At 63.3% G+C, this 22,288-nt stretch carries 16 protein-coding genes, 2 pseudogenes and 1 riboswitch; of the genes and pseudogenes, 9 read left to right on the top strand and 9 right to left on the bottom strand.

Translation table 11 applies throughout. The features are described from left to right. Positions 1–5: 5 nt before the first annotated feature. The 5 genes from RPMA_RS21305 to RPMA_RS21285 all read right to left on the bottom strand — a co-directional run bounded on the left by RPMA_RS21305 (position 6) and on the right by RPMA_RS21285 (position 6,124). Entirely contained in the window at positions 6–788 is a 783-nt protein-coding gene (locus tag RPMA_RS21305; protein WP_211909653.1) for an ABC transporter ATP-binding protein, read from the bottom strand. Continuing rightward, a complete protein-coding gene (locus RPMA_RS21300) occupies positions 785–1,810 on the bottom strand; it encodes a FecCD family ABC transporter permease (protein WP_211909652.1) in 1,026 nt (341 codons plus the stop codon). Before RPMA_RS21300 ends, RPMA_RS21305 begins: the two co-directional genes overlap by 4 nt. Then, positions 1,804–3,729 carry a TonB-dependent receptor plug domain-containing protein gene (locus tag RPMA_RS21295; protein ID WP_211909651.1) on the bottom strand — a complete coding sequence of 642 codons (1,926 nt, stop codon included), beginning with the start codon at positions 3,727–3,729 and terminating at the stop codon, positions 1,804–1,806. Before RPMA_RS21295 ends, RPMA_RS21300 begins: the two co-directional genes overlap by 7 nt. Before the next feature lie 77 nt (positions 3,730–3,806). Further along, positions 3,807–4,003, bottom strand: a riboswitch (cobalamin riboswitch). A gap of 38 nt (positions 4,004–4,041) precedes the next feature. Continuing rightward, complete coding sequence (locus RPMA_RS21290; RefSeq protein WP_211909650.1) at positions 4,042–4,824, bottom strand: alpha/beta fold hydrolase; 783 nt, start codon at positions 4,822–4,824, stop codon at positions 4,042–4,044. Positions 4,825–4,828: 4 nt separating this feature from the next. Then, entirely contained in the window at positions 4,829–6,124 is a 1,296-nt protein-coding gene (locus tag RPMA_RS21285; RefSeq protein ID WP_211909649.1) for an O-acetylhomoserine aminocarboxypropyltransferase, read from the bottom strand. A gap of 402 nt (positions 6,125–6,526) precedes the next feature. Between RPMA_RS21285 and RPMA_RS21280 the strand changes: the two genes are divergently transcribed. The 4 genes from RPMA_RS21280 (at position 6,527) to uraD (ending at position 10,145) form a co-directional block, all read left to right on the top strand. Next, complete coding sequence (locus RPMA_RS21280) at positions 6,527–6,784, top strand: hypothetical protein (protein ID WP_211909648.1); 258 nt, start codon at positions 6,527–6,529, stop codon at positions 6,782–6,784. Positions 6,785–7,872: 1,088 nt separating this feature from the next. Next, complete coding sequence (locus RPMA_RS21275; RefSeq protein WP_211909647.1) at positions 7,873–8,286, top strand: DUF3830 family protein; 414 nt, start codon at positions 7,873–7,875, stop codon at positions 8,284–8,286. Then, positions 8,286–9,215 (top strand): allantoinase PuuE, encoded by a 930-nt coding sequence (puuE, locus tag RPMA_RS21270; protein ID WP_211909646.1) that lies wholly within the window; start codon positions 8,286–8,288, stop codon positions 9,213–9,215. Before RPMA_RS21275 ends, puuE begins: the two co-directional genes overlap by 1 nt. Positions 9,216–9,224: 9 nt before the next feature. Next, the gene (gene uraD, locus RPMA_RS21265) at positions 9,225–10,145 is read left to right on the top strand and encodes a 2-oxo-4-hydroxy-4-carboxy-5-ureidoimidazoline decarboxylase (protein WP_211909645.1); all 921 of its coding nucleotides are present in this window, start codon (positions 9,225–9,227) and stop codon (positions 10,143–10,145) included. 140 nt (positions 10,146–10,285) lie between these two features. Here uraD and RPMA_RS21260 read toward each other — a convergent pair. Further along, positions 10,286–11,678, bottom strand: a pseudogene (locus RPMA_RS21260) (nucleobase:cation symporter-2 family protein). A gap of 190 nt (positions 11,679–11,868) precedes the next feature. Here RPMA_RS21260 and pucL point away from each other — a divergent pair. The 5 genes and pseudogenes from pucL to RPMA_RS21235 all read left to right on the top strand — a co-directional run bounded on the left by pucL (position 11,869) and on the right by RPMA_RS21235 (position 18,913). Further along, complete coding sequence (gene pucL / locus RPMA_RS21255) at positions 11,869–12,708, top strand: factor-independent urate hydroxylase (RefSeq protein WP_211909644.1); 840 nt, start codon at positions 11,869–11,871, stop codon at positions 12,706–12,708. A gap of 335 nt (positions 12,709–13,043) precedes the next feature. Continuing rightward, positions 13,044–14,296: pseudogene (locus RPMA_RS21250) on the top strand (allantoate amidohydrolase). A gap of 3 nt (positions 14,297–14,299) precedes the next feature. Continuing rightward, positions 14,300–15,175 (top strand): dihydrodipicolinate synthase family protein, encoded by an 876-nt coding sequence (locus tag RPMA_RS21245; RefSeq protein ID WP_211909643.1) that lies wholly within the window; start codon positions 14,300–14,302, stop codon positions 15,173–15,175. Positions 15,176–15,393: 218 nt separating this feature from the next. Next, positions 15,394–17,715 carry a xanthine dehydrogenase family protein molybdopterin-binding subunit gene (locus RPMA_RS21240; RefSeq protein WP_211909642.1) on the top strand — a complete coding sequence of 774 codons (2,322 nt, stop codon included), beginning with the start codon at positions 15,394–15,396 and terminating at the stop codon, positions 17,713–17,715. 136 nt (positions 17,716–17,851) lie between these two features. Continuing rightward, the gene (locus RPMA_RS21235; RefSeq protein WP_211909641.1) at positions 17,852–18,913 is read left to right on the top strand and encodes an alcohol dehydrogenase; all 1,062 of its coding nucleotides are present in this window, start codon (positions 17,852–17,854) and stop codon (positions 18,911–18,913) included. A gap of 337 nt (positions 18,914–19,250) precedes the next feature. Here the strand turns inward: RPMA_RS21235 and RPMA_RS21230 are convergent, their stop codons facing one another. The 3 genes from RPMA_RS21230 to RPMA_RS21220 form a co-directional block, all read right to left on the bottom strand. Next, positions 19,251–19,625: a helix-turn-helix domain-containing protein gene (locus RPMA_RS21230; protein ID WP_211909640.1), complete on the bottom strand. Its 375-nt coding sequence runs from the start codon at positions 19,623–19,625 to the stop codon at positions 19,251–19,253. A gap of 620 nt (positions 19,626–20,245) precedes the next feature. Then, a complete protein-coding gene (locus tag RPMA_RS21225) occupies positions 20,246–21,499 on the bottom strand; it encodes a serine hydrolase domain-containing protein (protein ID WP_211909639.1) in 1,254 nt (417 codons plus the stop codon). Positions 21,500–21,594: 95 nt separating this feature from the next. Beyond that, entirely contained in the window at positions 21,595–22,113 is a 519-nt protein-coding gene (locus RPMA_RS21220) for a hypothetical protein (protein ID WP_211909638.1), read from the bottom strand. Positions 22,114–22,288: the final 175 nt, after the last annotated feature.

Below are 22,288 nucleotides of genomic sequence, written 5' to 3'. Positions count from 1 at the left end.
ATCGCTCAGACTCCCGTCCAGGGCAGCACCACGGCCTGTTCGGCATGCGTGGCGCGATAGGCGTCAACACGGAAGACGTCGGCAAGGATCTCGTCGGACAGGGCAGCCGCCGGAGCGCCTTGTGCCACAAGTCTGCCGCGCGACATCACAAGCACCGTGTCGGCGAACCGCGCGGCAAGGCCGAGGTCATGGGTGACGACGATCACCAATACGCCGCTGTCGGCGGTGCGGCGCAGATTGCTCATCACGTCGAGCTGGTAGCGCGGATCGAGCGATGCCGTTGGTTCATCCGCAAGCACGATCGGCGCTTCAACGGCAAACACCCGCGCCAATGCCACCCGGCTGCGTTCACCGCCGGAAAGTTCGGTCACCCGGCGGGCGGCGAATCCAACCGTGTCGGTGGCTTCCATTGCGCGTTGTACAGCGGCTTCGTCCTCAGCGGTTAGGCGCGCCGGATCGGTTGCGCCGTGAGGATAGCGGCCGAGCGCGACGACGTCTTTCGCCAGCAATGGCCAATGCACCAGATGTCCCTGCGGCAGGTAGCCGAAGCGCTTGGCTCGCTCGCGCAGCGATAGGTCAGCGAGTGCTGTGCCGGCAACCGTGATCGTGCCGGTGGCAGTCTGCAGGCCGGCGAGGGCGCGTAGGAGTGTGGTCTTGCCGGCGCCGTTCGGTCCCACCAGCGCAACGAGATGGGCTTTCGACAAGGACAGCGAAACGTCCTGCAGCACGTTACGGCCAGACAGGGCAACGTTCAGATCGGTTGCGACCAGCAATGGTGCTTCACTCATGCGATGCCTCCGCCGAGTGTGCGGCGTTCGCGCATGATCAGGTACAGGAAGAATGGAACGCCGATGATCGAGGTCAACACGCCGACCTTGATGTCGGTGGTGGACGGAATAATGCGGACGGCGATATCGGCGGCAAGCAGCAGTGCTGCCCCGGTCAGCGCGCTCGGTACCAGGAGCCGGGCCGGATCATGGCCGACGATCGGTCGCATCAGGTGTGGCGCGACGAGGCCGATGAAGCCGATGGAGCCGGCGACGGCAACGGCGCCGCCGACGCCAAGCGCCACACCGAGGATGACCAGCAGCCGCAGGCGCGAGACATGCACGCCGAGGCTCTGCGCGGTTTCCTCGCCGAGGCTGAGCGCGCGAAACGCCGAGCGCTGGCTCATCAGGATGGCGGCACCGGCAAGAATGAACGGCATTGCCAGCTCGACATGGCGGAAGCTGCGATCCTCCAGCGAACCGAGCAGCCAGAATGCGATTTCGAGTGCGGCGAAGGGATTGGGCGACAGGTTCATCACCAGCGCCGTCGCAGCACCAGCGAGGCTCGAGATTGCGAGGCCGGCGAGGATCAGCAACAGCAGTCCGGCATTGCGGCCGGCGATGGCGAGCAGCACGAAGACAGATGCGAATGCCATGCTGATGCCGGCGACCGGCAAGGCCCAAGAGCGCACATCGGCAAGGCCGAGCGAAATCATCAGCACCGCACCGAAGGCGGCCGATTGCGGCGCGCCGAACAGCGAAGGCGAGGCGAGGGGATTGCGCAGCAGGCCCTGCAGCGCCGCACCGGAGAGACCGAGAATGCCGCCGATGGCGAGTGCCAGGATCGCGCGCGGCAGGCGGATCTCGCGGACAATGATCTGGTGCACGTCGCTGCCGCCGCCGATCAATGCATCGAGCACCGTCAGCGGCGGCAGGCGAACAGGGCCGGTGCCGAGCGACGCCAGCAGCAAAAGCACCACCAGCCCGACAAGTGCCGAGATGGCGAGCGTGTAGCGCCGCGTTGCTGGTCGTCCGGTCACCATGTGGCGTTGAATCCTGCATAAAGCGCGGGACCCGTTGTGCCGAAATTCAGCACTTCCTGATAACGCTCATTGAGAATGTTCTCACCGCGCGCAAACACCTTCCAGTTCGAATCCAGCTTGTACTCGCTATAGATATCGACGCGCGTATAGGCATCGATCACGCCGATTTCGTTGGCATTGTTATAGCGCTTCGACACCGTGGTAATTCGTGGCTCGATCAGCCAGCGGTCGTTCGGCGTGATGGTGAGCGCGAAGCGTGCGAGATTTTGCGGGCGACGCGCCAGGATCAAGCCGGTCGTCATATCGACGGCGTGCAGATAGGTGTAAGCCGCATTGAACTTCACCAGGCCGGGCAGCACGTCGATATTGGCGCTGACTTCGAGGCCGCTGGTCTCGGCGCGGGCAACGTTGTTGTAGCATCCCCCGGTCTGGCCCAGGGCGCATGCGGTCGGTGTATAGGACACGAAGTTGATCAGGTTGCTGAAGTCGTTTGCGAAGCCTGTGACCGACAGGAGCACGCGACCGTTGAACAAGCTCTGATCGATGCCGGCGTCGTAGCCGAAACTCGTTTCGGGTGACAGCGTGGGTGTGCCGTTGGCCTGCGAATACAGCTGAAACAGTGTCGGCGCCTTGGCGCCGGTGCCAGCGCTGGCGCGCAGTTTCGTGCCGGTCTCGAAGATGTTGTACGCAGCCGTTGCGCGCCAGGTTTCGAAGCGCGCGACATTGACGACATCATCGACGCGGCCGCCCAGCGTCACGCTGAGCCGCTCGCCGATCGGCACCGACCATAGCGCGAAGATGGAGTTCGTATCCTGTTGCTTCGACAGCGTCGGCGTCATCTGGCCCAACGTCGGCAAAATGCTCGTGGTGAATGTCTGCGCCGTTTCGCTCTGGGTTTTGGCGCCATAGATCAGCGAGCCGAAGGCGCCGAGCTTCAGCGTTGCCTGATATTCGGCGCCGAGGCTGTCGCCCCAGTAGTCGAGGACGCGTGCGGTGGCCCCGGGAGGGCGGGGGATATAGAAGGGGTAGCTGACTTCGCTGAACGAACGCTCGGTATGGGTGTTCGACACCGTGATATTGTGCGTCAGTACGCCGCCGAAGGAGTCGATGCCGACGCGACCATAGATGGTCTGCAGCAGGCGGTCGGTGGACGATCCCGTGTCCGGATAGGTGCCGCTGCCGGGATCATAGGCGGCGCGGGTGAACGACTGCACGGTGCCGGCCTCCAGGCGGATGCCTTCGCCGGCATCATAACCGATGCGGCCTGAACCGCCGACGCGATCGAAACCGTCGCGTTCGAGATTCGGATACTTCGCCTCGATGGCGGGGATGCGGTAGCCGTAGCGCGAGAAGCCGTTCGAATGCTGGCCGCCGGCGGTGAAGGCGTAGGACCACGGACCCTGCGAGCCGACCATGGAGCCTTGCGTGACCACGGTGCCGTAGCTGCCGGCTTCGGTGCGGACGTTGAATTGCGCGGGGCCGGTGCCCTTCTTGGTGATGATATTGACCACGCCACCCATGGCGTCGGAGCCGTACAGCGCGCTTTGCGGGCCGCGCAGCACTTCGATGCGATCGATGGCCGACGGCGCGAACATGGCGAATTCGAAATCGCCGGAAGCGGCGGTGGGATCGTTGACGCGGATGCCGTCGATCATCACCAGTGTCTGGCCGGTATTGGCGCCGCGCATGCGCACATTGGCGGTGCCGCCGGGGCCGCCGTTTTCGGAGATGTCGATGCCGGGGACGCTGCGCAGCGCATCGACCAGCGAGCCTGGATTGGACGTGGCGATCGTCTCGCCCGACACCACGCTGATGGCGCTGCCGGTGGCACTCAGCGGTTCCGCCGTGCGGTTTGCAGTGACGACGACTTCAGACAATTGTTCAGAATTGGATTGCGCCTGCGCGGCATGCGCAGACATAGCAAGAATCGCCGCAGTGCCTGCAGCGATTGTTCGGATAGACATAGAAAACCTTCCGTCGACCCACCGTCGAACGCGATATAGACAGATTATCGGCCGGTCTCCTGGCTCGCAGTGATCTCCGGGGCCGCCTTCCCGAGCGATGCTCAGTGGCTGTGTGGCTTCGGACGAACTGCTGACAGTTGCGGGGGCAGCCGCGGCATTGGAGGATATCTCCCCTCACCGCATTCCCGTTTCACCTCCTGACGGAGGCACCGATAACGGATGACAGGAAGCACAGTGCGCAGCGCTGCGCAACTGGCTTCCGTCGATCTAGCCGCGCAAGGCGGCCAGCACCTCGTCGGGGCGCTCGATCATCATCATGTGGCCGGTGGCGGGGAGAATCACCGTACGCGCATCGCCGAGCGCTGCGGCGAGCGCCTTGCCGGCCTTGGCGGGGGTCATCATGTCCCGTTCGCCCAAGATCAAAGTGACGGGGACCTTGATCTCAGCGGCGGCAGCGAGGGCATTCTGGTAGGCATTGCAGGCATTGAGATCGGCATAAAGGACGCCGGGCTTCGTCGCCTCCAGCACCCGCTGCGCGCCGGTATGCATCCATAGGCCGGGCGCCAGACTGCCGCCGAGCTCGGCGCGCATGCCGAGGCCCCAGATCGACACCATGTCGATGGCCGACTGGGCATTGGCTTCGGCGTCCTTCAGGAGATCCGGTCCGACCGTCATCGTCGCCGCCGTGCCGAGCAGGTCGAGGCGCGTGACCTTGTCGGGGTGGCGCGCCGCGGTTTCGACGGCGATCAACGAGCCCATGGAGTGGCCGATCAGCCGCGCATTCTTCGCGCCGGCGGCCGTGATCAGTGCCGCGGTCCAGTCGGCGAGGTCGCCGATCGTGGTCAGCGCGTCGCCGCCGCTGCGGCCGTGGCCGGGAAGATCCGGCGCCAGCACGGCATAGCCGTGATGGGCGAACCAGCGCGTATGCAGCGCCCAGGTGGAACTGTCGAAGCCGGCGCCGTGCAGCAGCACCACGACGGGCAGCGACGGATCGAAAACACGGCCGCCATTGGCGACAAAGGTGTCGTGACCGTTGACTGTGATCTGCATCGGCTCAGCCCTTCTGCGAGAAGCGCAGCGCCTGCGCGAGATCGTCGATGATATCCTGCGCGGCCTCGATACCGACCGAAAGGCGGATCAGTTCCTCGCCGATGCCGGCGGCCTTGAGTTGTTCGGCATCCATCTGCTGATGCGTGGTCGACGCCGGATGGATTACCAGCGTCTTGGCATCGCCGACATTGGCGAGATGGCTGGTCAGCTTCAGCGCCTCGATGAATTTGCGGCCGGCGGGACGACCGCCCTTGATGCCGAAGGAGATGATGGAGCCGGCGCCACGCGGCAGCAGCGTCTTGGCCAGCGCATGATCGGGATGGTTTTCCAGCGAGGGATGCAGCACCCAGTCGACGGCCTTGTTCGCGGTCAGCGCCGCCAGCACGTCGCTGGTATTGGCGACATGGCGCTCCATGCGGATGCCGAGCGTCTCGACGCCTTGCAGCAGCTGGAATGCATTGGTCGGCGAGAGACACGCGCCGAAATCGCGCAGCCCTTCGGTGCGGGCGCGCATGATGAAGGCGGCAGTGCCGAACTGCTCGTCGAAGACGATGCCGTGATAGCCGGCATAGGGCTCGGTGAGTTGCGGGAACTTGCCGGAGGCGCGCCAGTCGAAGCGGCCGCCATCGACGAGCACGCCGCCGATGGCGATGCCATGGCCGCCGATCCACTTCGTCGTGGAATTCATGACGAGGTCGGCTCCGAGATCGATCGGGCGCGACAGGTATGGCGTGGCAAAGGTGTTGTCGATGAGCAGCGGAATTTTCGCGGCATGCGCGATGTCGGCGACCGCGGGAATGTCGAGCACTTCGAGGCCGGGATTGCCGATGGTCTCGCCGATCACGAGTTTGGTGTTCGGCTTGATCGCGGCCTTGAAGGCGTCGAGGTCGCGCGGCTTCACGAATGTCGTGGTGATGCCGAAGCGCGGCAGCGTGTGGGCGAGCAGATTGATGGTGCCGCCATAGAGCGACGACGAAGCCACGATGTGATCGCCGGCATTGAGGATGGTCGCGATGGCGAGATGCAGCGCGGCCATGCCCGATGCGGTGCAGACGGCGCCGACGCCATTCTCGAGTGCTGCGAGGCGCTCTTCCAGCACGGCGATGGTGGGATTGGAGATGCGGGTATAGATGTGCCCGGCGCGTTCGAGATTGAACAAAGCGGCGGCATGATCGGTGTCCTGGAACACATAGGACGTGGTTTGATAGATCGGCACCGCGCGCGATCCGGTGACCGGGTCCGGGTGCTGTCCCGCGTGCAGGCTCAGCGTTTCAAAGGCGGGCGGCTTGGGTGCTGGCATTAGTGGTGTCATCCCTTCAATTTTTATCTTCTATGGCACGAATCGAAGCCCCGGTGCAGTGCGCATTTCGACAGACGGAACAGCGCGTGTGCGGACGAGCTTTCGCCTGCGCATTTGCGGAGTTGCAGTGCAAAAGTACTCAACTGTCCACTGCCGTTAGCGCCGGCATGGCTCGGCCGCGCGCATGCGGGTTGCGTCCGGTGCGCTGCGATGCAAACAACATCACCGCCAGGCGAGCGGAGAAGGCGCGGCGCGATCGCGATGCCGGAAGGCCGATGCGATGATCGCACTGCCGCCGCAGTCTGCGCGCAGGCATACGTGCATGAAGAAGAATCAGTGGAGACGCCTCGTGCAGTGTGCATGAGGTCATTGCGGTCTTCGGGGGAAGGTAGCGTAAGGGGCGTGGTACTACATCGCGATGTGTTCTGGCTCGGTCGGCAATGGGCTGTCACCGGTTATGGCGTTCAGGCCGTCAGCAAGAAATACAATATGAAATTCGATATCGAGGTGTCGCGCATCTGGGATGACAATCTCGATGCGCCGATGCGTGATCTGCCGTGGTTCAACGCGCCTGATTTCGCCGAAGCGCTCGAACGGGCGCGGAAGCGTTCGCAAGAGGAGCCGCTGACATTCCGGCCGCCGCTGAGCGATGAGAGGTGAGGTTTCTTCTCCCTCCCGGAGCGCAGCGACTGGGGAGGGTGGATCGAACGCGAAGCGTTCGAGACGGGTGGGGTGCTTCCACAAGCTCTGACGTCACGTGAGGATAGACCCCACCCCGACCTCCGCTTCGCTCGGTCGACCCTCCCCATTCGCTTCGCTCCGGGGAGGGAGACCACGCGCTGTTGCGCGTCGTTGCGATCAACATGTCAAACAGCCCCGTCATTCCCTGAACCCGCGCGATCTCGTTCTCGCGACGCCAGCGGCGCCCGAGCTTTGCGCATTCCCACTCTCCCTCCCGAAAGAGGGCGCGCGGAACGCCGGGTGCCCGATGCACCCTTGGGCCTGATGCCGATGCGGTCGTCCGCAAGGGAAGACATCAGGACTTTCGGACCACGGGCACTTGCTTACTTGCCCGACGTTCCGCACGCGGTGTTCGGCTTGCTCGTGTCGCCGGGGTCGACGGCCCCTGCAGACCCCTTTGCCCAAGGCGATGGGCCGGGACAGAGCACTTGGGCCAGACGCCGCCGAGAGGGTCGTCCGCCGAGCAGCACAAGGTCTCAGCCCATCTGAAGGAAGGTCGTTTCTGCGCCCAGGGGTAAACCGGGGCAGATCCGTCCCGCCGACCGGCGAACGTCTTCCGAGCACCATTCGACGCCCCAACCTTGGCGTCCACCGCATCCAGCCCCGCGAACGTGACGATCGCGCTCGCCCCTCTCACCGAGGCCGGACGAGAGGGAGAATAGTCAGAAATGGAATTTAGTCAAGAACAAAATAGGAACAATTTCGGGCGGGGGTTTCCCTCCCCGGAGCGCAGCGACTGGGAGGGTGGCTTGAAGCGAGCGTCCAGCGAGCTTCAAGACGGGTGGGGTGTTTCCGCAAACGCTGATGTCACGTGGGGAGAGACCCCACCCGTCACGTCTCCTCGCTCTGCTCGTCGCCGCGCCACCCTCCCCAGTCGCTACGCTCCGGGGAGGGAGGCCATCGGCCTCCGCGCGCCTGTTATCGAGACAGTCTGCACCCTTGCTTCTTCGCAGCGCACCTGCACACTGGCTGTATCCGTTCCCTCTCGACACGCGAGACATGCCCGCATGAGCCAGCTCAAAGTCCATATCGGCGATTTCACCTTCGATGCGAAGTTCGAGGAGGAGGATGCGCCGAAGACCGTCGCCGCTTTCAAGAAGGCGATGCCGTTCGAGAGCCAGGCGATCCATGTGCGCTGGAGCGGCGAGGGCGTGTGGATGCCGCTCGGCGACCTCGACTTCGGCGTCGACTACGAGAATCACACCTCGTTCCCGGCACCGGGCCACATGATCCTGTATCCCGGCGGCATCAGCGAGACCGAGATCCTGCTGGCCTATAGCGGCGTGCATTTCGCCAGCAAGATGGGCCAGCTGGCCGGCAACCATTTCATCACCATCACCTCCAACCTGGATAAGCTCAAGGAGATGGGCAAGACGGTGCTGTGGAAGGGCGCGCAGAAAGTCCGCATCGAGCTGGTGTGATGACCGACTATCCGCGCGATCTCCGCGGCTATGGCCGCAATCCGCCCGATCCGAAATGGCCGGGCGGCGCGCGCGTGGCCGTGCAATTCGTCGTCAATTTCGAGGAAGGCGGCGAGAACAATATCCTGCATGGCGATCGCGCGTCGGAAGCGTTTCTGTCCGACGTGCTGGGCGCGCAGCCATGGCCGGGCCAGCGCCATGCCAATATCGAGAGCATGTTCGAATATGGTTCGCGCGCCGGTTTCTGGCGGCTGTTTCGCATGTTCGGCGAACGCGGGCTGCCGACCACGGTGTTCGGCGTGGCGACAGCATTGCAACGCAATCCGGAGATCGTCGCCGCCATGCAGGAAGCGGGTTGGGATATCGCCAGCCACAGCCTGAAATGGATCGAACACAAGGACATGTCGGAGCCCGAGGAGCGCCACGAGATCGCCGAGGCGATCCGCGTGCATACGGAGGCTGTGGGATCGCGGCCGACGGGCTGGTACACCGGCCGCAGCTCCATCAACACGCTGCGCCTGCTGATGGAGGCCGGCGGCTTCAAATATCTCAGCGACAGCTATGCCGACGATCTGCCTTACTGGATCAAGGGACCGCAGGAGCCACAGCTGATCATTCCCTATTCGCTCGATGCCAATGACATGCGCTTCACCAATCCGCAGGGGTTCAGCAATGGCGAGCAGTTCTTCTCCTATCTGAAGGACGCGTTCGATGTGCTCTATGCGGAAGGAGCATTGGCGCCGAAGATGATGACGGTGGGCCTGCATTGCCGCCTGGTCGGACGGCCCGGCCGCGCGGCGTCGCTGATGCGGTTCCTCGACTACATCACCAGCCATGAAAAAGTCTGGGTGCCGACACGGCTGGCCATTGCCGAACACTGGCACGCGCATCTCAAACATCTCGCGGCGGATGCCCGCGCTATCGGATAGGACACAGGCATGACCGGGACGACGCTCGCGCACCTCAATTCATGCAGCAAAGCGGACTTCGTCGCGGCTCTCGCCAATATTTTCGAATACTCGCCGTGGATTGCGGCGGAGGTGGCCGAGCGCAGGCCGTTCTTCGGCGTCAGCGAGATGTTCGAGGCGATGCGCCTGGTGGTGGCGGTGGCGTCGGCCGACCAGCGGCTCGCGCTGATCAAGGCGCATCCCGATCTCGCGGACAAGACCCAGCGCGGCGATCAGCTGACGGCGGAATCGAATGCCGAGCAGAACAGCGTCGGGCTCGATCGTCTGTCGGATGCCGAATATGAGGCCTTCGACCGGGCGAACACCGCCTATCGAAAGAAATTTGGGTTTCCCTACATCGTCTGTGTCCGGCGGCACACCAAGGATTCAATCCTGCGCGATTTCGAAAAGCGCCTGCCAAATGACAAGAAGACCGAGATCGCGGTCTCGATCGGCGAGATCTGCCGGATCGCGGCGCTGCGCACCGATCTGCTGGTGAAAGGCGACAATCCGCTCAAGGTGCATGGCCGGCTCTCGACCCATGTGCTCGACACCCATGGCGGTCGGCCGGCCGAGGGCGTCGAGGTCGAGCTGGTCGAACTGTCGGCGCTGGGCGCAAGCCGGGTGATTGCGCGCACCGTGACCAATCACGACGGCCGCACCGACGTGCCGCTGATCGGTGGCCGGCCGGTGCCGATCGGGCGCTATGAGCTCACTTTCAAGGTCGGGGGCTACTTTGCATCACGCAAGGTGGCGATGTCGGACCCGCCATTTCTCGATGAGATCCCGCTGCGCTTCTCGGTCTTTGAGCCGGAAGGCCATCTCCACGTGCCGCTGCTGGTGACGCCGTGGAGCTATGGGACCTATCGGGAAGCTAGATGCTTACCCTCCCCTGAAGGGGAGGGTCGGTGAGCAGCATGCGAAGCATGATGCGAGACGGGGTGGGTGAAGCCGCAAACGCCGTCGCTTGTGGTTTCACCCCACCCGCCGTGCGCTGCGCGCCCGTCGACCCTCCCCATGCAGGGGAGGGTCAGCAAGGGCAGCGTCCAATCTCAATGCGTCGCTGCGGCAGCAGCTCCTGCGGCTTCCGCCTTCGCAGTCTCCGCGCTTCCCAAGCCGTTGAAGAACGCATTCAGCACCACGGCCACCAGGGCCGAGAGCAGGATGCCGGACTCCAGCAACGGATGCAGGTCGTGGGGCAGGGCCTTGAAGAAGTTCGGCGCCACCAGCGGGATCATGCCGAAGCCGACCGAGATGGCGACGATGAAGAGATTGTAGGTGTTGGTCTTGAAATCGACGGCCGTGAGGATGCGGGCGCCGGTGGCGGCCACCATGCCGAACATCACGAGGCCGGCGCCGCCGAGCACGACCAGCGGCACGGCTTCCACCAGCGCCGCCATCTTCGGCAACAGGCCGAGCAGCAGCATGATGGCGCCGCCCGCCACCGTCACCCAGCGCGAGCGCACGCCGGTAACGCCGACCAGGCCGACATTCTGCGAGAAGGACGTATAGGGGAAGGTGTTGAAGATGCCGCCGACCAGCGTGCCGACGCCATCAGCGCGCAGGCCGCGGGTGAGGTCGTCGCGATCGACCTTCTTGCCGGTGAGTTCGCCGAGCGCGAGGAACATGCCGAGCGACTCGATCATGACCACCACCATCACGATGCACATGGTGATGATGGGGATGAGATGGAATTGCGGCATGCCGAAATGGAACGGGATGACGACGTCGCCCCAGGGGCGGCGGCGACCTTGTCGAAATGCATGACGCCCAGCGCGCTGGCGAGCACCGCGCCGGCGATGATGCCGAGCAGCACCGAGACATTGGCGATAAAACCCTTGCCCCATTTGATCAGCGCCAGGATCACCAGCAGCACGAATAGCGCGATGCCGAGGCCCTGCAGCTGGCCGTAATTGGGGTTCGGATAGCTATGCGGGATGCCGTCGATCATCTTGGTGAATGTTGGTATTCCGCCACCCGCCCAGTTGATGCCGACGCGCATCAGCGAGATGCCGATCACCATGATGATGGTGCCGGTGACCACCGGGGGAACAACGGCAGCAGCCGACTGATGAAAGGCGCGACAATGATGCCGAAGATTCCGGCAGAAATGACGGAGCCATAAATGCCGAGCAGGCCGATTTCCGGCGCCGCTGCCATGGACAGCATCGGACCGACCGAGGCGAAGGTGACGCCCATCATCACCGGCAGGCGGATGCCGACACCGGGGAAGCCGAGACACTGCACCAGCGTGACGATACCGCAGGCGAACAGGTCGGCCGAGATCAGATAGGCGACATCCTGCGGCGGTAGTTTCAGCGCGCGGCCGATGATCAGCGGGACGGCGACGGCGCCGGCATACATCACCAGCACATGCTGCAGGCCCAGCGCCAGCAGCCGCGGTGTGGGAAGGACTTCGTCGACGGGATGGACGGTCGTCGTCATTGATCTGGCCCTTGCTCACGTGATGAAATTCGATGGCATTATCCCTGAGAGATTCAAACGGCGTGCCAGAGCAGGGCGGATCGGCCCTCTGCTTGTTGACCCGTGGCACGAAGGTTGCTCGAAATGGAGCAACGGAACTGACGGCGATCGGATGGTCCGCTCGCCGGTCACCAGCTTTTGGAGATTGCGCGTGCCGCTCATCAAGAACCGCTACGGTAAAGGCCGGGTCCGTATCATGCGCGTCCATCGCGACGGCGACAAGCAGGAGGTCAGCCAGCTCAGCCTGAAAGTGATGCTGGAAGGCGATTTCGGCCGCGCCTTTACCGATGGCGACAACGCCACATCGACCTCCACCGACACGATGAAGAATATCGTCAATGTGGTGGCCCGCGAGAATACCGGACTACAGACCGAGCCGTTCTGCGAGGTGCTGGCCAGGCGGTTTCTCGATCTCTATCCGCAGGTGGTGTCGGTGAGCATCACGGCGCATGAGACCAAATGGGCCCGGCTGTCCATCGACGGCGTGCCGCATCCGCACAGTTTCATCCGCGACGACAACGGCAAGCCGTTCGTCGAGCTCGTCGCGACCCGCAGCGGCGTGACCATGCGGTCGGGGCTCGATACTTTCACCTTCATGAAGTCCACCCAGTCCGGCTGGGAGGGCTACTACACCGACCAGTATTCGACCATTCAGCCGACCAATGACCGCATCTGCGCGACCTCGATGGTGGCGTCCTGGGCATGGTCGGGCAAGCCCATAGACTATGCCGCGACCAATGCGAAGATCCTCGACGTGCTGCTGCGCGAATTCGCGACCACCTATAGTCCGAGCGTGCAGAACAGCCTTTATCGCATGGGCGAGAAGGCGCTCGCGGCCGTGCCGGAGATTTCCGAGATCAGCATGGCCTGCCCGAACCTGCATTTCATCCCGCTCAACCTGTCGGCCTTCGGGCTCGACAACAATAACGACGTGTTCCTGCCGACCGAGGAGCCGCACGGCCAGATCGAATGCACGGTGGGGCGGGGGTAGTTCAGGCGCTCGTTTCTTAACCTCTCCCCGTTCTTTTACGGGGAGAGGTCGCCGCGTCTTCGCGGCGGGTGAGGGGCGGGGCAGGCGGCTCGCCCTATCAAAGCTCCCTCGGGTCGATAACGCGCGCTTCACGGCGGCAATGCCGATCCGATGGTCCGAGTCTGGATGAGGCCGCGTGCCATGCCCCTCGCCCGCCCGGCCCATCGATGCTTCGCATCGAAAGGCCGGTCGACCTCTCCCCGCAAAGAGCGGGGAGAGGTTAGGAGTCGCAGCTCTTGCCAGTGGGGCCGCTAAATCTGCTACGGTGCAGTGCAGATTGAGTGACCGGGATGGTGATGGAACACAATCATAACGACGATGGCTCGCTGGGCCGCGAGATCGTCGGCCGGATCGACGAACTCGCCGCGATCTCCGAGACGCCGGATAATCTCACGCGGGTGTTCCTGTCGAAGGAGCATCGCGCGGCTGCTGATTTGCTGCTGCACTGGATGCGTGCCGCCGGCATGGTCGCGCGGGTCGATGCCATCGGCAATGTGTGCGGGCGCTATGAGGGCACCAGGCCCGGCGCGCCCTGCCTGATGCTGGGCTCGCATTACGACACCGTGCGCGATGCCGGCAAATGGGACGGACCGCTCGGCGTCATCACCGCGATCGCCTGTGTCGGCGATCTCCATCGCCGCGATCTGCGCTTGCCCTTTGCGGTCGAGATCGTCGCTTTCGCGGATGAGGAGGGCACGCGCTTCGCCTCGACGCTGCTGGGCAGCCGTGCGGTGGCCGGCACCTTCGTCGAGAGTGCGCTGGCAAGCCGCGACCATGACGGCGTTTCCATGCGCGAGGCGATGGAGCGCTTCGGCCTCGACCCCGATCACATCGGCGCTGCCGCCCGCGCGCCGGCCGAGGTGCTGGCCTATCTCGAATTGCATATCGAACAGGGCCGGTGCTGGAGGCGCAAAAGCTGCCAGTCGGCGTCGTCACCGCCATTGCCGGCGCAACGCGACTGGCGGTCGAACTGCACGGCACCGCCGGCCATGCCGGCACCGTGCCGATGGCGATGCGGCGCGATGCGCTGACGGGGGCTGCCGAGTGCATTCTGGCGGTGGAGGAATTCTGCCGCAGCGATCGCGGCGGGCTGGTCGGCACCGTCGGCTATATCAATGCGATGCCGGGCGCGACCAATGTGATTCCGGGACTGGTGTCGTTCACGCTGGATATCCGCGCGCCCAAGGATTCCTATCGCAAGATGGCGGTGACCGATATCGTGCGCGATATCGAGACCATCGCGAAACAGCGCAGCCTCGATTTGCAGATCAATGTCACCCATGAGAATCGCACGGCGCCCTGTGCGCCATGGCTGCAGCAGCAGATCGGTGCGGCGATCGCGGCCGAAGGCTTGCGCGTGTTCGAATTGCCGAGCGGCGCCGGACATGACGGCATGGCGATGATCGACATCACCGATGTCGCGATGTTATTCGTGCGATGTCGCGGCGGCGTCAGTCATAATCCCGCAGAACATGTGGAGGCGGCCGATGTCGATGCGGGCGCGCGCGTTTTGCTGCGCGTGATCGAGCATTTCAAACCGAAAGCATAATCGATGGCCGATTTTTACGGCGTGTTTCCTTACCTCGTGTCGCCGACCGATGGCGAAGGCCGCATCCGCACCGATGTACTCGCGCATCTGTGCGACGATCTCATCGCATCGGGCGTGCACGGATTGACGCCGCTCGGCTCGACCGGCGAATTCGCCTATCTCAACCGCGAGCAGCGCAGGGCGGTGGTGCAGACCACCATCGATGCCGCAGACGGGCGGGTGCCGGTGGTGGCGGGTGTCGCCTCGACCTCCACGGCGGATGCGGTGGCGCAGGCGAAGTCGTATCAGAAGCTCGGCGCCAACGGCATCCTGGCCATTCTCGAAGCCTATTTTCCGCTGAAGGACGCGCAGATCGAATCCTATTTCCGCGCCATCGCCGATGCCGTGGACATTCCCGTGGTGATCTACACCAATCCGCAATTCCAGCGCTCGGACCTGACGCTGGACGTGGTGGCGCGGCTCGCGGAGCATCCGCGGATCCAGTACATCAAGGATGCTTCGACCAATACCGGGCGGCTGCTGTCGATCATCAACCGCTGCGGCGACAAGCTCAGCGTATTCGCCGCATCGGCGCATATTCCGGCCGCGGTGATGATGATCGGCGGTGTCGGCTGGATGGCCGGGCCGGCCTGCGTGGTACCGAAGCAGAGCGTGCGACTTTATGACCTGTGCAAGGCGCAGCGCTGGGACGAGGCCATGGTGCTGCAGCGGAAGCTGTGGGGCATCAACGAGGCCTTCGCCCGCTACAATCTCGCGGCCTGCATCAAGGCCGGGCTGGTGATCCAGGGCTATGATGTCGGCGATCCCGTGCCGCCGCAGCCGGCCTTGACTGCAGACGAGCGCAAGGTAATCGCGCGGGTGCTGGCAGAGATGGATTGAGGCGTAGGGCGGATGAGGCGAAGCCGTCATCCGCCGGCCGAATTCATGGTGGTGACTTCGCGGCGGATTACGCTGCGGTCATTCGCCCTACATTCGAGTGTAACAATATTCGGCATGCAAATCAGTGCGTTCTGTCCTGCCGCAATGCGGTTGGCTGGCACCGTTTTTTCGGGCAAGGTCCGGCCAACTCGCCCGAACGGCCCACCCAAGGACGTCTGATGAATATTCTGCCTGCCAACCTGCGTTTCGGCGCGGGACTGTCTCCCAAGCGCCTCGAAGACCAGCGACTTCTGACCGGGCAGGGCCACTTCATCGACGACAAGCCGGAAGACGGTGCGCTGTGGCTGCATGTGCTGCGCTCGCCGCATGCCCATGCCAAAATCACCGGTGTGAATGTCGAGGCTGCCAAGGCGATGCCGGGCGTGCAGGCCATCATCACCGGCGCCGATCTCGTGGCCGACGATGTCGGTACGTTGCCCACGCTCAACATCTTCAAGCGGCCTGACGGATCGGAAATGAAATTCCCGCCGCGGCGCCTGCTCGCCCATGAAGCCGTGCGCTATGCCGGCGAAGGCGTGGCTGCCATCATCGCGACGTCGCGCGCGGCTGCACAACTCGCCGCGGAGGCTGTCGAGGTCGATTACGACGTGCTGCCGGCCGTGGTCGATCCCAGTGCGGCCATTGCCGACGGCGCGCCTGCCGTCTGGCCGGAGGCGCCCGACAATATCGCGGCCTCCATGAGCTATGGCGATGCCGCCAAGATCGAGGCGATCTTCGCCAGCGCCAAGCATACGGTGTCGCTCGATATCGTCAGTGAGAGTCTCGTGCCCTCGGCGATGGAGCCGCGCAGCACGATTGCGGAGGTCGACAAAAAGACCGGGCGTCTCACGGTCCATGTGCAGTCGCAGACGCCGATGGCAACGCGCGACATCATCGCCGATGCAATCCTGAAGCGTCCGAAGGATTCGATCCGTCTCGTCGTCGGCGATATCGGCGGCGGCTTCGGCCAGAAGACCAGCCTCTATCCCGAAGACGGCATCGTCGCTTACGCGGCGGTGAAGCTCGGCAAGAAGATCCGCTGGCGCGGCGACCGTACCGACGATTTCGTCGGCGGCACCCATGGTCGTGACCTGACATCGACGGCCGAACTCGCGCTCGACGCGAAGGGCCGCATCCAGGCCTATCGCGTCAAATCGCTCGGCGGCACCGGCGCCTATCTCTCCGGCACCGGCGTGATCATTCCGCTGGTGCTCGGGCCGTTCGTGCAGACCAGCGTCTATGACGTGCCGCAGGTGCATTACGAGATCAAGGCGGTGATGACCAACACCGCGCCGGTGGGTGCCTATCGCGGCGCCGGGCGTCCGGAAGCGGTGTTCATCATGGAGCGTCTGATGGATGCCGCCGCACGTCAGATCGGCATGGATCCGCGCGCCATCCGCAAGGTGAACTACATCAAGCCCACGCAATTCCCGTACACCAACGCCGTCGGCCAGGTGTATGACAGCGGTGCTTTCGCACACATGCTGGAGCGCGCGTCCGAACTGTCCGACTGGGATGGTTTCGCTGCCCGCAAGAAAGCGGCGAAGAAGCGCGGCATGCTCTATGGCCGTGGTCTGACCAGCTATATCGAATGGACCGGCGGCCGGAACCACTCCGAAAAGGTGACGCTGACCGCGACGGCGAATGGCCGCGTCATTCTCTATTCCGGCACCATGGCGATGGGGCAGGGTCTGCAGACCGCCTATTCGCAGATGGTGGCGACATCGCTCGGCATCGACATCAACCAGATCGATGTGAAGCAGGGCGACACCGACACCGCACTCGGCTTCGGCAGCGTCGGTTCGCGCTCGCTGTTCGTCGGCGGCACCGCGGCGGTGGTGTCCACGCAGGATCTCATCAAGAAGGCGCGCGAAAAGGCGTCGAACATGATGGAAGCCGCGGTCGAGGACATCGAATATGTCGACGGCTTTCTCACGGTCGTGGGCACCGACAAGCGCGTCAGCCTGTTCGAGATCGCCAAGGCTGAAGGCGGTGCCGGGCTCAGCGTGGAGTCCACCGGCGAAGTGGATGCGCCGAGCTGGCCGAATGGCACGCATATCTGCGAGGTCGAGATCGATCCGGAGACCGGCACCACCACCGTCGTCCGCTACACCACGGTGGACGATGTGGGCGTGGCCGTGAATCCGATGCTGGTGGCCGGCCAGATTCATGGCGGCGTGGCGCAGGGGATCGGCCAGGCGCTGTTCGAGAATGTTCACTATGACGATGATGGCCAGCTCATCACCGCGACCTATCAGGACTACTGCATTCCACGCGCCGGCGACCTGCCGTGGATGAATGTCACGCTGGATGGATCCGCACCCTGCGTCACCAATCCGATCGGGGCCAAGGGCTGCGGTGAAAGCGGTGCTATCGGCGGTCCGCCTTGCGTCGTCAATGGCGTGCTCGATGCGCTGGCGCCTTATGGCGTGACGCAGATGAACACGCCGCTGTCGCCGATCAAGGTGTGGGAAGCGATCAGGAGCGCAAAAGCGGCGTGACTGTAGGATGGGTAGAGCGCAGGCGCGATAGCGCCGAAGCGAAACCCATCGGCCGGGCTTGCCGCAATGACGGATTGATGGGTTTCGCTACGCTCTACCCATCCTACGACAACAGTTTCAACCGGGAGAAAACAAGATGAAGAGCTTCAAGGTCCTCGAATTCAACGAGCCGCTTGGCGAGGTCGATCAGGATACGCCGCAGCCGACCGGCACGCAGGTGCTGATCCGCGTCAAGGCTGCGGGCGTCTGCCACAGCGACCTTCACATCTGGGAAGGCGGCTATGAACTCGGTCATGGCCGCAAGCGCCTGTCGCTGAAGGAGCGCGGCATCAATCTGCCGCATACGATGGGCCATGAGACCGTCGGCGAAGTGGTGTCGTTCGGTCCGGACGCGCCGAAGGATGGCGTCAAGGTCGGCGACATCGCGCTGGCCTATCCGTGGATCGGCTGCGGCAAATGCGCGGTCTGTCTCGCCGACGAGGAAAATCTCTGCCTGCAGCCGCGCTGCCTCGGTGTGCATTGCGATGGCGGCTATGCCGACTACATGCTGGTGCCGCATCCGAAATATCTGATCGACCTGAAGGGCATGGATCCCGTGCTCGCGGCGCCTTACGCCTGTTCGGGCGTCACCACCTACAGCGCGCTGAAGAAGGTCGAGAAGGATCTCGGCAATCCGATCGTGATCTTCGGCGCCGGCGGTCTTGGCCTGATGGCGCTGAGCCTGCTCAAGGCGATGGGCGGCAAGGGCGCCATCGTGGTCGATATCGATGCGAACAAGCGCAAGGCCGCGCTCGAGGCCGGTGCTCTTGCAGCCGTCGATGGCAATGCAGAGGATGCGCTGGCGCAGTTGCAGAAGGCGGCCGGCGGCCCGATCCTCTCGGTGATCGATCTCGTGGGCAATGCGCAGACGACGCAGCTCGGTTTCGATGCGCTGTCGAAGGGCGGCTCGCTGATCATGGTCGGCCTGTTCGGTGGCGGCGCCACCTGGGCACTGCCGCTGATTGCCATGAAGGCGCTGACCATCCAGGGCAGCTATGTCGGCAATCTCAAGGAGACCAAGGAACTGCTCGAACTGGTGCGCACCAAGAAGGTGGCGCCGATCCCGACCACGCCGATGCCCTTCGCCAAGGCCAATGCCGCGCTCAACGAGCTGAAGGAAGGCAAGCTGGTTGGCCGCGCCATCCTGACGCCGGCATAAAGGGCGTTCTTCTCCCTCCCCGGAGCGAAGCGACTGGGGAGGGTGGATCGAAGCAAGCGTTCAGCGAGCTTCGAGACGGGTGGGGTGTCTCTGCATACTGCGTCCTACCGTGGGGAGAGACCCCACCCGGCGCTACGCGCCACCTATGGCGGACGAATTCGTCCGCCAGACCCCACGCCGCAGCTTTGCTGCTTGGGGGAGGGACATCATCGGCCATGTCGCAGGACAAAAAAAATCTCGCCGCAAACGGCGAGATTTTCTTTTGGCGCACGACAGAGCATGCAAGCCACTTCACAAACGTCCTGCCGCCGGATGCTCCCGACAGCGCCTGTGACGCTTACTTGTCTTCTTCGTCCGCGATGGCTTCCATCAGGACGACCATCTGGCGCTGCACGGTCTGGCTCTTGATGCGGCTGTAGGCGCGGAGCAAACGCAGGCTGAAGGCGCTGTCGAGGAACAGCAGGCTTTCGACTTCGCGGCTCTTGCCATCGCCGTCATAGAAGAACGTCACCGGCACATCGAGCGCGGTCGCGATCTGCTGCAGACGTGCTGCGCCGACGCGGTTCACGCCCTTCTCGTACTTCTGGACCTGCTGGAAACTGACGCCCAGTTTCTCACCCAAATCCGCCTGCGAGATCTTCTGCTCAACACGACGAAGACGGATTCGCTTACCCATCTCGATGTCGGATTTGCCGGCGCTACGTTGCTTCATTCGTCACCATTCAGTTTGGTTTGATAAGGGAGTTTTTGCTTTTAATTTTCTTGATTAAGGCTTCTTGGACAGAGAGCTTTGAAAGCTATCAATCAAAGGCATCTCTTTATACACATCGTGATGACGATTGGGATGGTTGAAATCGTCGCGATACGCGAAATGATTGACACTTGATCGCAGCAGTACGCAGTCCAACGCAATGACTTGCGGTACTCCAATGCTGTTCCGCAACTTGCACGAACATCGATCGAATACCCTATGACGATCCCTACTGGCCTAAGTCTCGTTGTGAAAGCGAAAGTATAGGTTGGTAATCAAGCTATACACACGTCATTTGCCGCACGCACGCGCGATAGCTGAGACTCATTCGCATTCTCGACGTGCTTGGCGCTGGTATTTCGGATTCCATCGTTTTTCCCGCGAAAATCGCATCTGCACTCCCAGTGACTGGCGCGTCATCTCAGATCACAATTGCGTGCGCAGTTGCTTCTAAGGTTGATGTGTACCGGAGGTTTTATTCGGAGCCAAGGGAACTCATTGTGATTCGTCGATCATCTTGAGCGGAAGTCGCTTTATCCGAGGACAGATGACGTGATCAGAATTGATCGCAACGTTCGATACTAAACATTGCTGTCGATCAAAGCCGAATAGATCATCGTGCGTAGTTCGCGCCGGATCGGATAAGCGCTCGATGGCAATAGCTGCGTCATGAAGATGGCGATCAGGTCTTCGCGGGGATCGATCCAGAACGCCGTGCTCGCTGCACCGCCCCAGGCATATTCACCGGCGGTGCCTGGAATGAGCGTCTTTGCCGGATCCATCGTCACCGAGAAGCCGAGGCCGAAGCCGACGCCGGCATAGGTCGCTTCGCTGAACAGCGACTTCGACATCTCCGTGAGATCGCGCCCGCCGGGCAGATGGTTGGATGTCATCAAAGCGAGCGTCTTCGGCGACAGCAGCCGGACATCGCCGAGCGCGCCGCCATTCAGCAAGGTGCGACAGAATGTCAGATAGTCTGCTGCCGTCGAACACAGGCCGCCGCCGCCGGAGATGAAGGAGGGCGGCGACAGGAAAGAGCTCGTGGTCGGATCGTCCTGCAGCACCATGCCGCCCTTGCCGTCGGCGGCGTAGCAGGCCGCGAAGCGGTGCGCTTTATCGGCGGGCACATGGAAGCCGGTATCGACCATGCCGAGCGGATCGAAGATGCGCTGCTGCAGGAATTGCGCGAAGGGCTGGCCGCTGATCTTTTCGACGAGATAGCCGACGACATCGGTGGCGACCGAATAGTTCCACGCGTCGCCGGGCGAGAATTCGAGCGGAATTTTTGCGAGGTCGGCGATCATCGTCGCCATGGTGCCGGCCTTTTCGATCTCGCCAATCTTCTGGGTGCGATAGGCGGCATCGACATTGGTGCGGTTCTGGAAACCGTAAGTGAGGCCGGATGTATGGCGCAGCAGATCGACGACCTGCATGGGCCGCGATGTTGGGCGTGTCAGGAACAGCGGCGCGAGGCCGGCCTGATAGACGCCGAGCCCGGCCCATTCCGGAATGTATTTGTGCACGGGATCGTCGAGCGCGACCTTGCCTTCCTCCACCAGCATCATGAAGGCGACCGAGGTAATCGGCTTGGTCATGGAATAGATGCGGAAGATGGTGTCGGACTTCACCGGCGCCTTGCGCTCCAGATCGGCGAAGCCGTGGACGCTGCTATGCGCGACGCCGCCACGGCGATAGACGACGAGCTGCGCGCCGGGAAAACGGCCGCTGTCGAGATAGCGCGTCTTCAGATGATCGTCGATGCGCTGCAAAGCCTGGCCGGACATGCCGGCGCGGTCAGGCGAGATCGATGCAGGGCGCAGGCTTTCCGTGGACATGTCGGCGTCACTCCCATGAAGGCTTCCATGATGATTAAGCGGCGGAAGCCCGGCGCTGTCCATCGCGGATTTCGTGCTGTCGTGGAATGATGCGACTACGCACCGTCGGTGGCGCTCCAGTCGCGCTGCGCCAGATCCTGCATCGCTTCGCGAAAGAACTGATCGAACCGAAACGGCGTGTCGTCGGTCTCGCCGGTGACCAGCGATGCCAGATGCTGAAATGCGCGGCCGAGATGGCCGATGCGTTGCGCGAGCACGTCGATGTCGTCGCGTGTCTGGCGCGCGATCACATCGCGCAGGGCCTGCTCCGCACTGCCCTGCCGGGTGCTGATCGTCGCCATGCTGGTATCAAGCCTGGCGGCATCGATCTCGATCTCGTCGGTGCCGGCAGGGCGCGAGAGCAGGGCGACGGGTACCATGCCGCCGCGGAGCGCGGGCAACAAGGCGGCGAAATCATCGAAATGTCCGTGGGCTGCGGCGGCATTGGCCGCGCGGTCGCCCGCGCTCTGCGACAGCACCGCGGCCGCGGACACCACGATGGCGGCCTTCAACGTGCTTTCGGCCTTGCGCAAGGGTGCGGCGAGGTCGGTGAGTTTGATGCGTAGTTCGGCCATGGGTTCCGTCCGCGCGGCATGTATGCCTGCTCATTGGATGTGCATCGCACAATAAATAAGCGCAACGCAAGTTTCCAAAGCGATACCGGCCAATGAGCGCGCCTCGAGCGCCGCGCTAAGGCTCTGTGCTTGATCATGATTTCGGCTCGCCGAGGCTTGGCACGCGATTTGAATA

The sequence above is a fragment of the Tardiphaga alba genome, from assembly GCF_018279705.1.
In the GTDB taxonomy this organism is placed as follows: domain Bacteria; phylum Pseudomonadota; class Alphaproteobacteria; order Rhizobiales; family Xanthobacteraceae; genus Tardiphaga; species Tardiphaga alba.
Note: the sequence above shows the minus strand (reverse complement) of the source record. Positions and strands in the feature narration are given on the sequence as shown.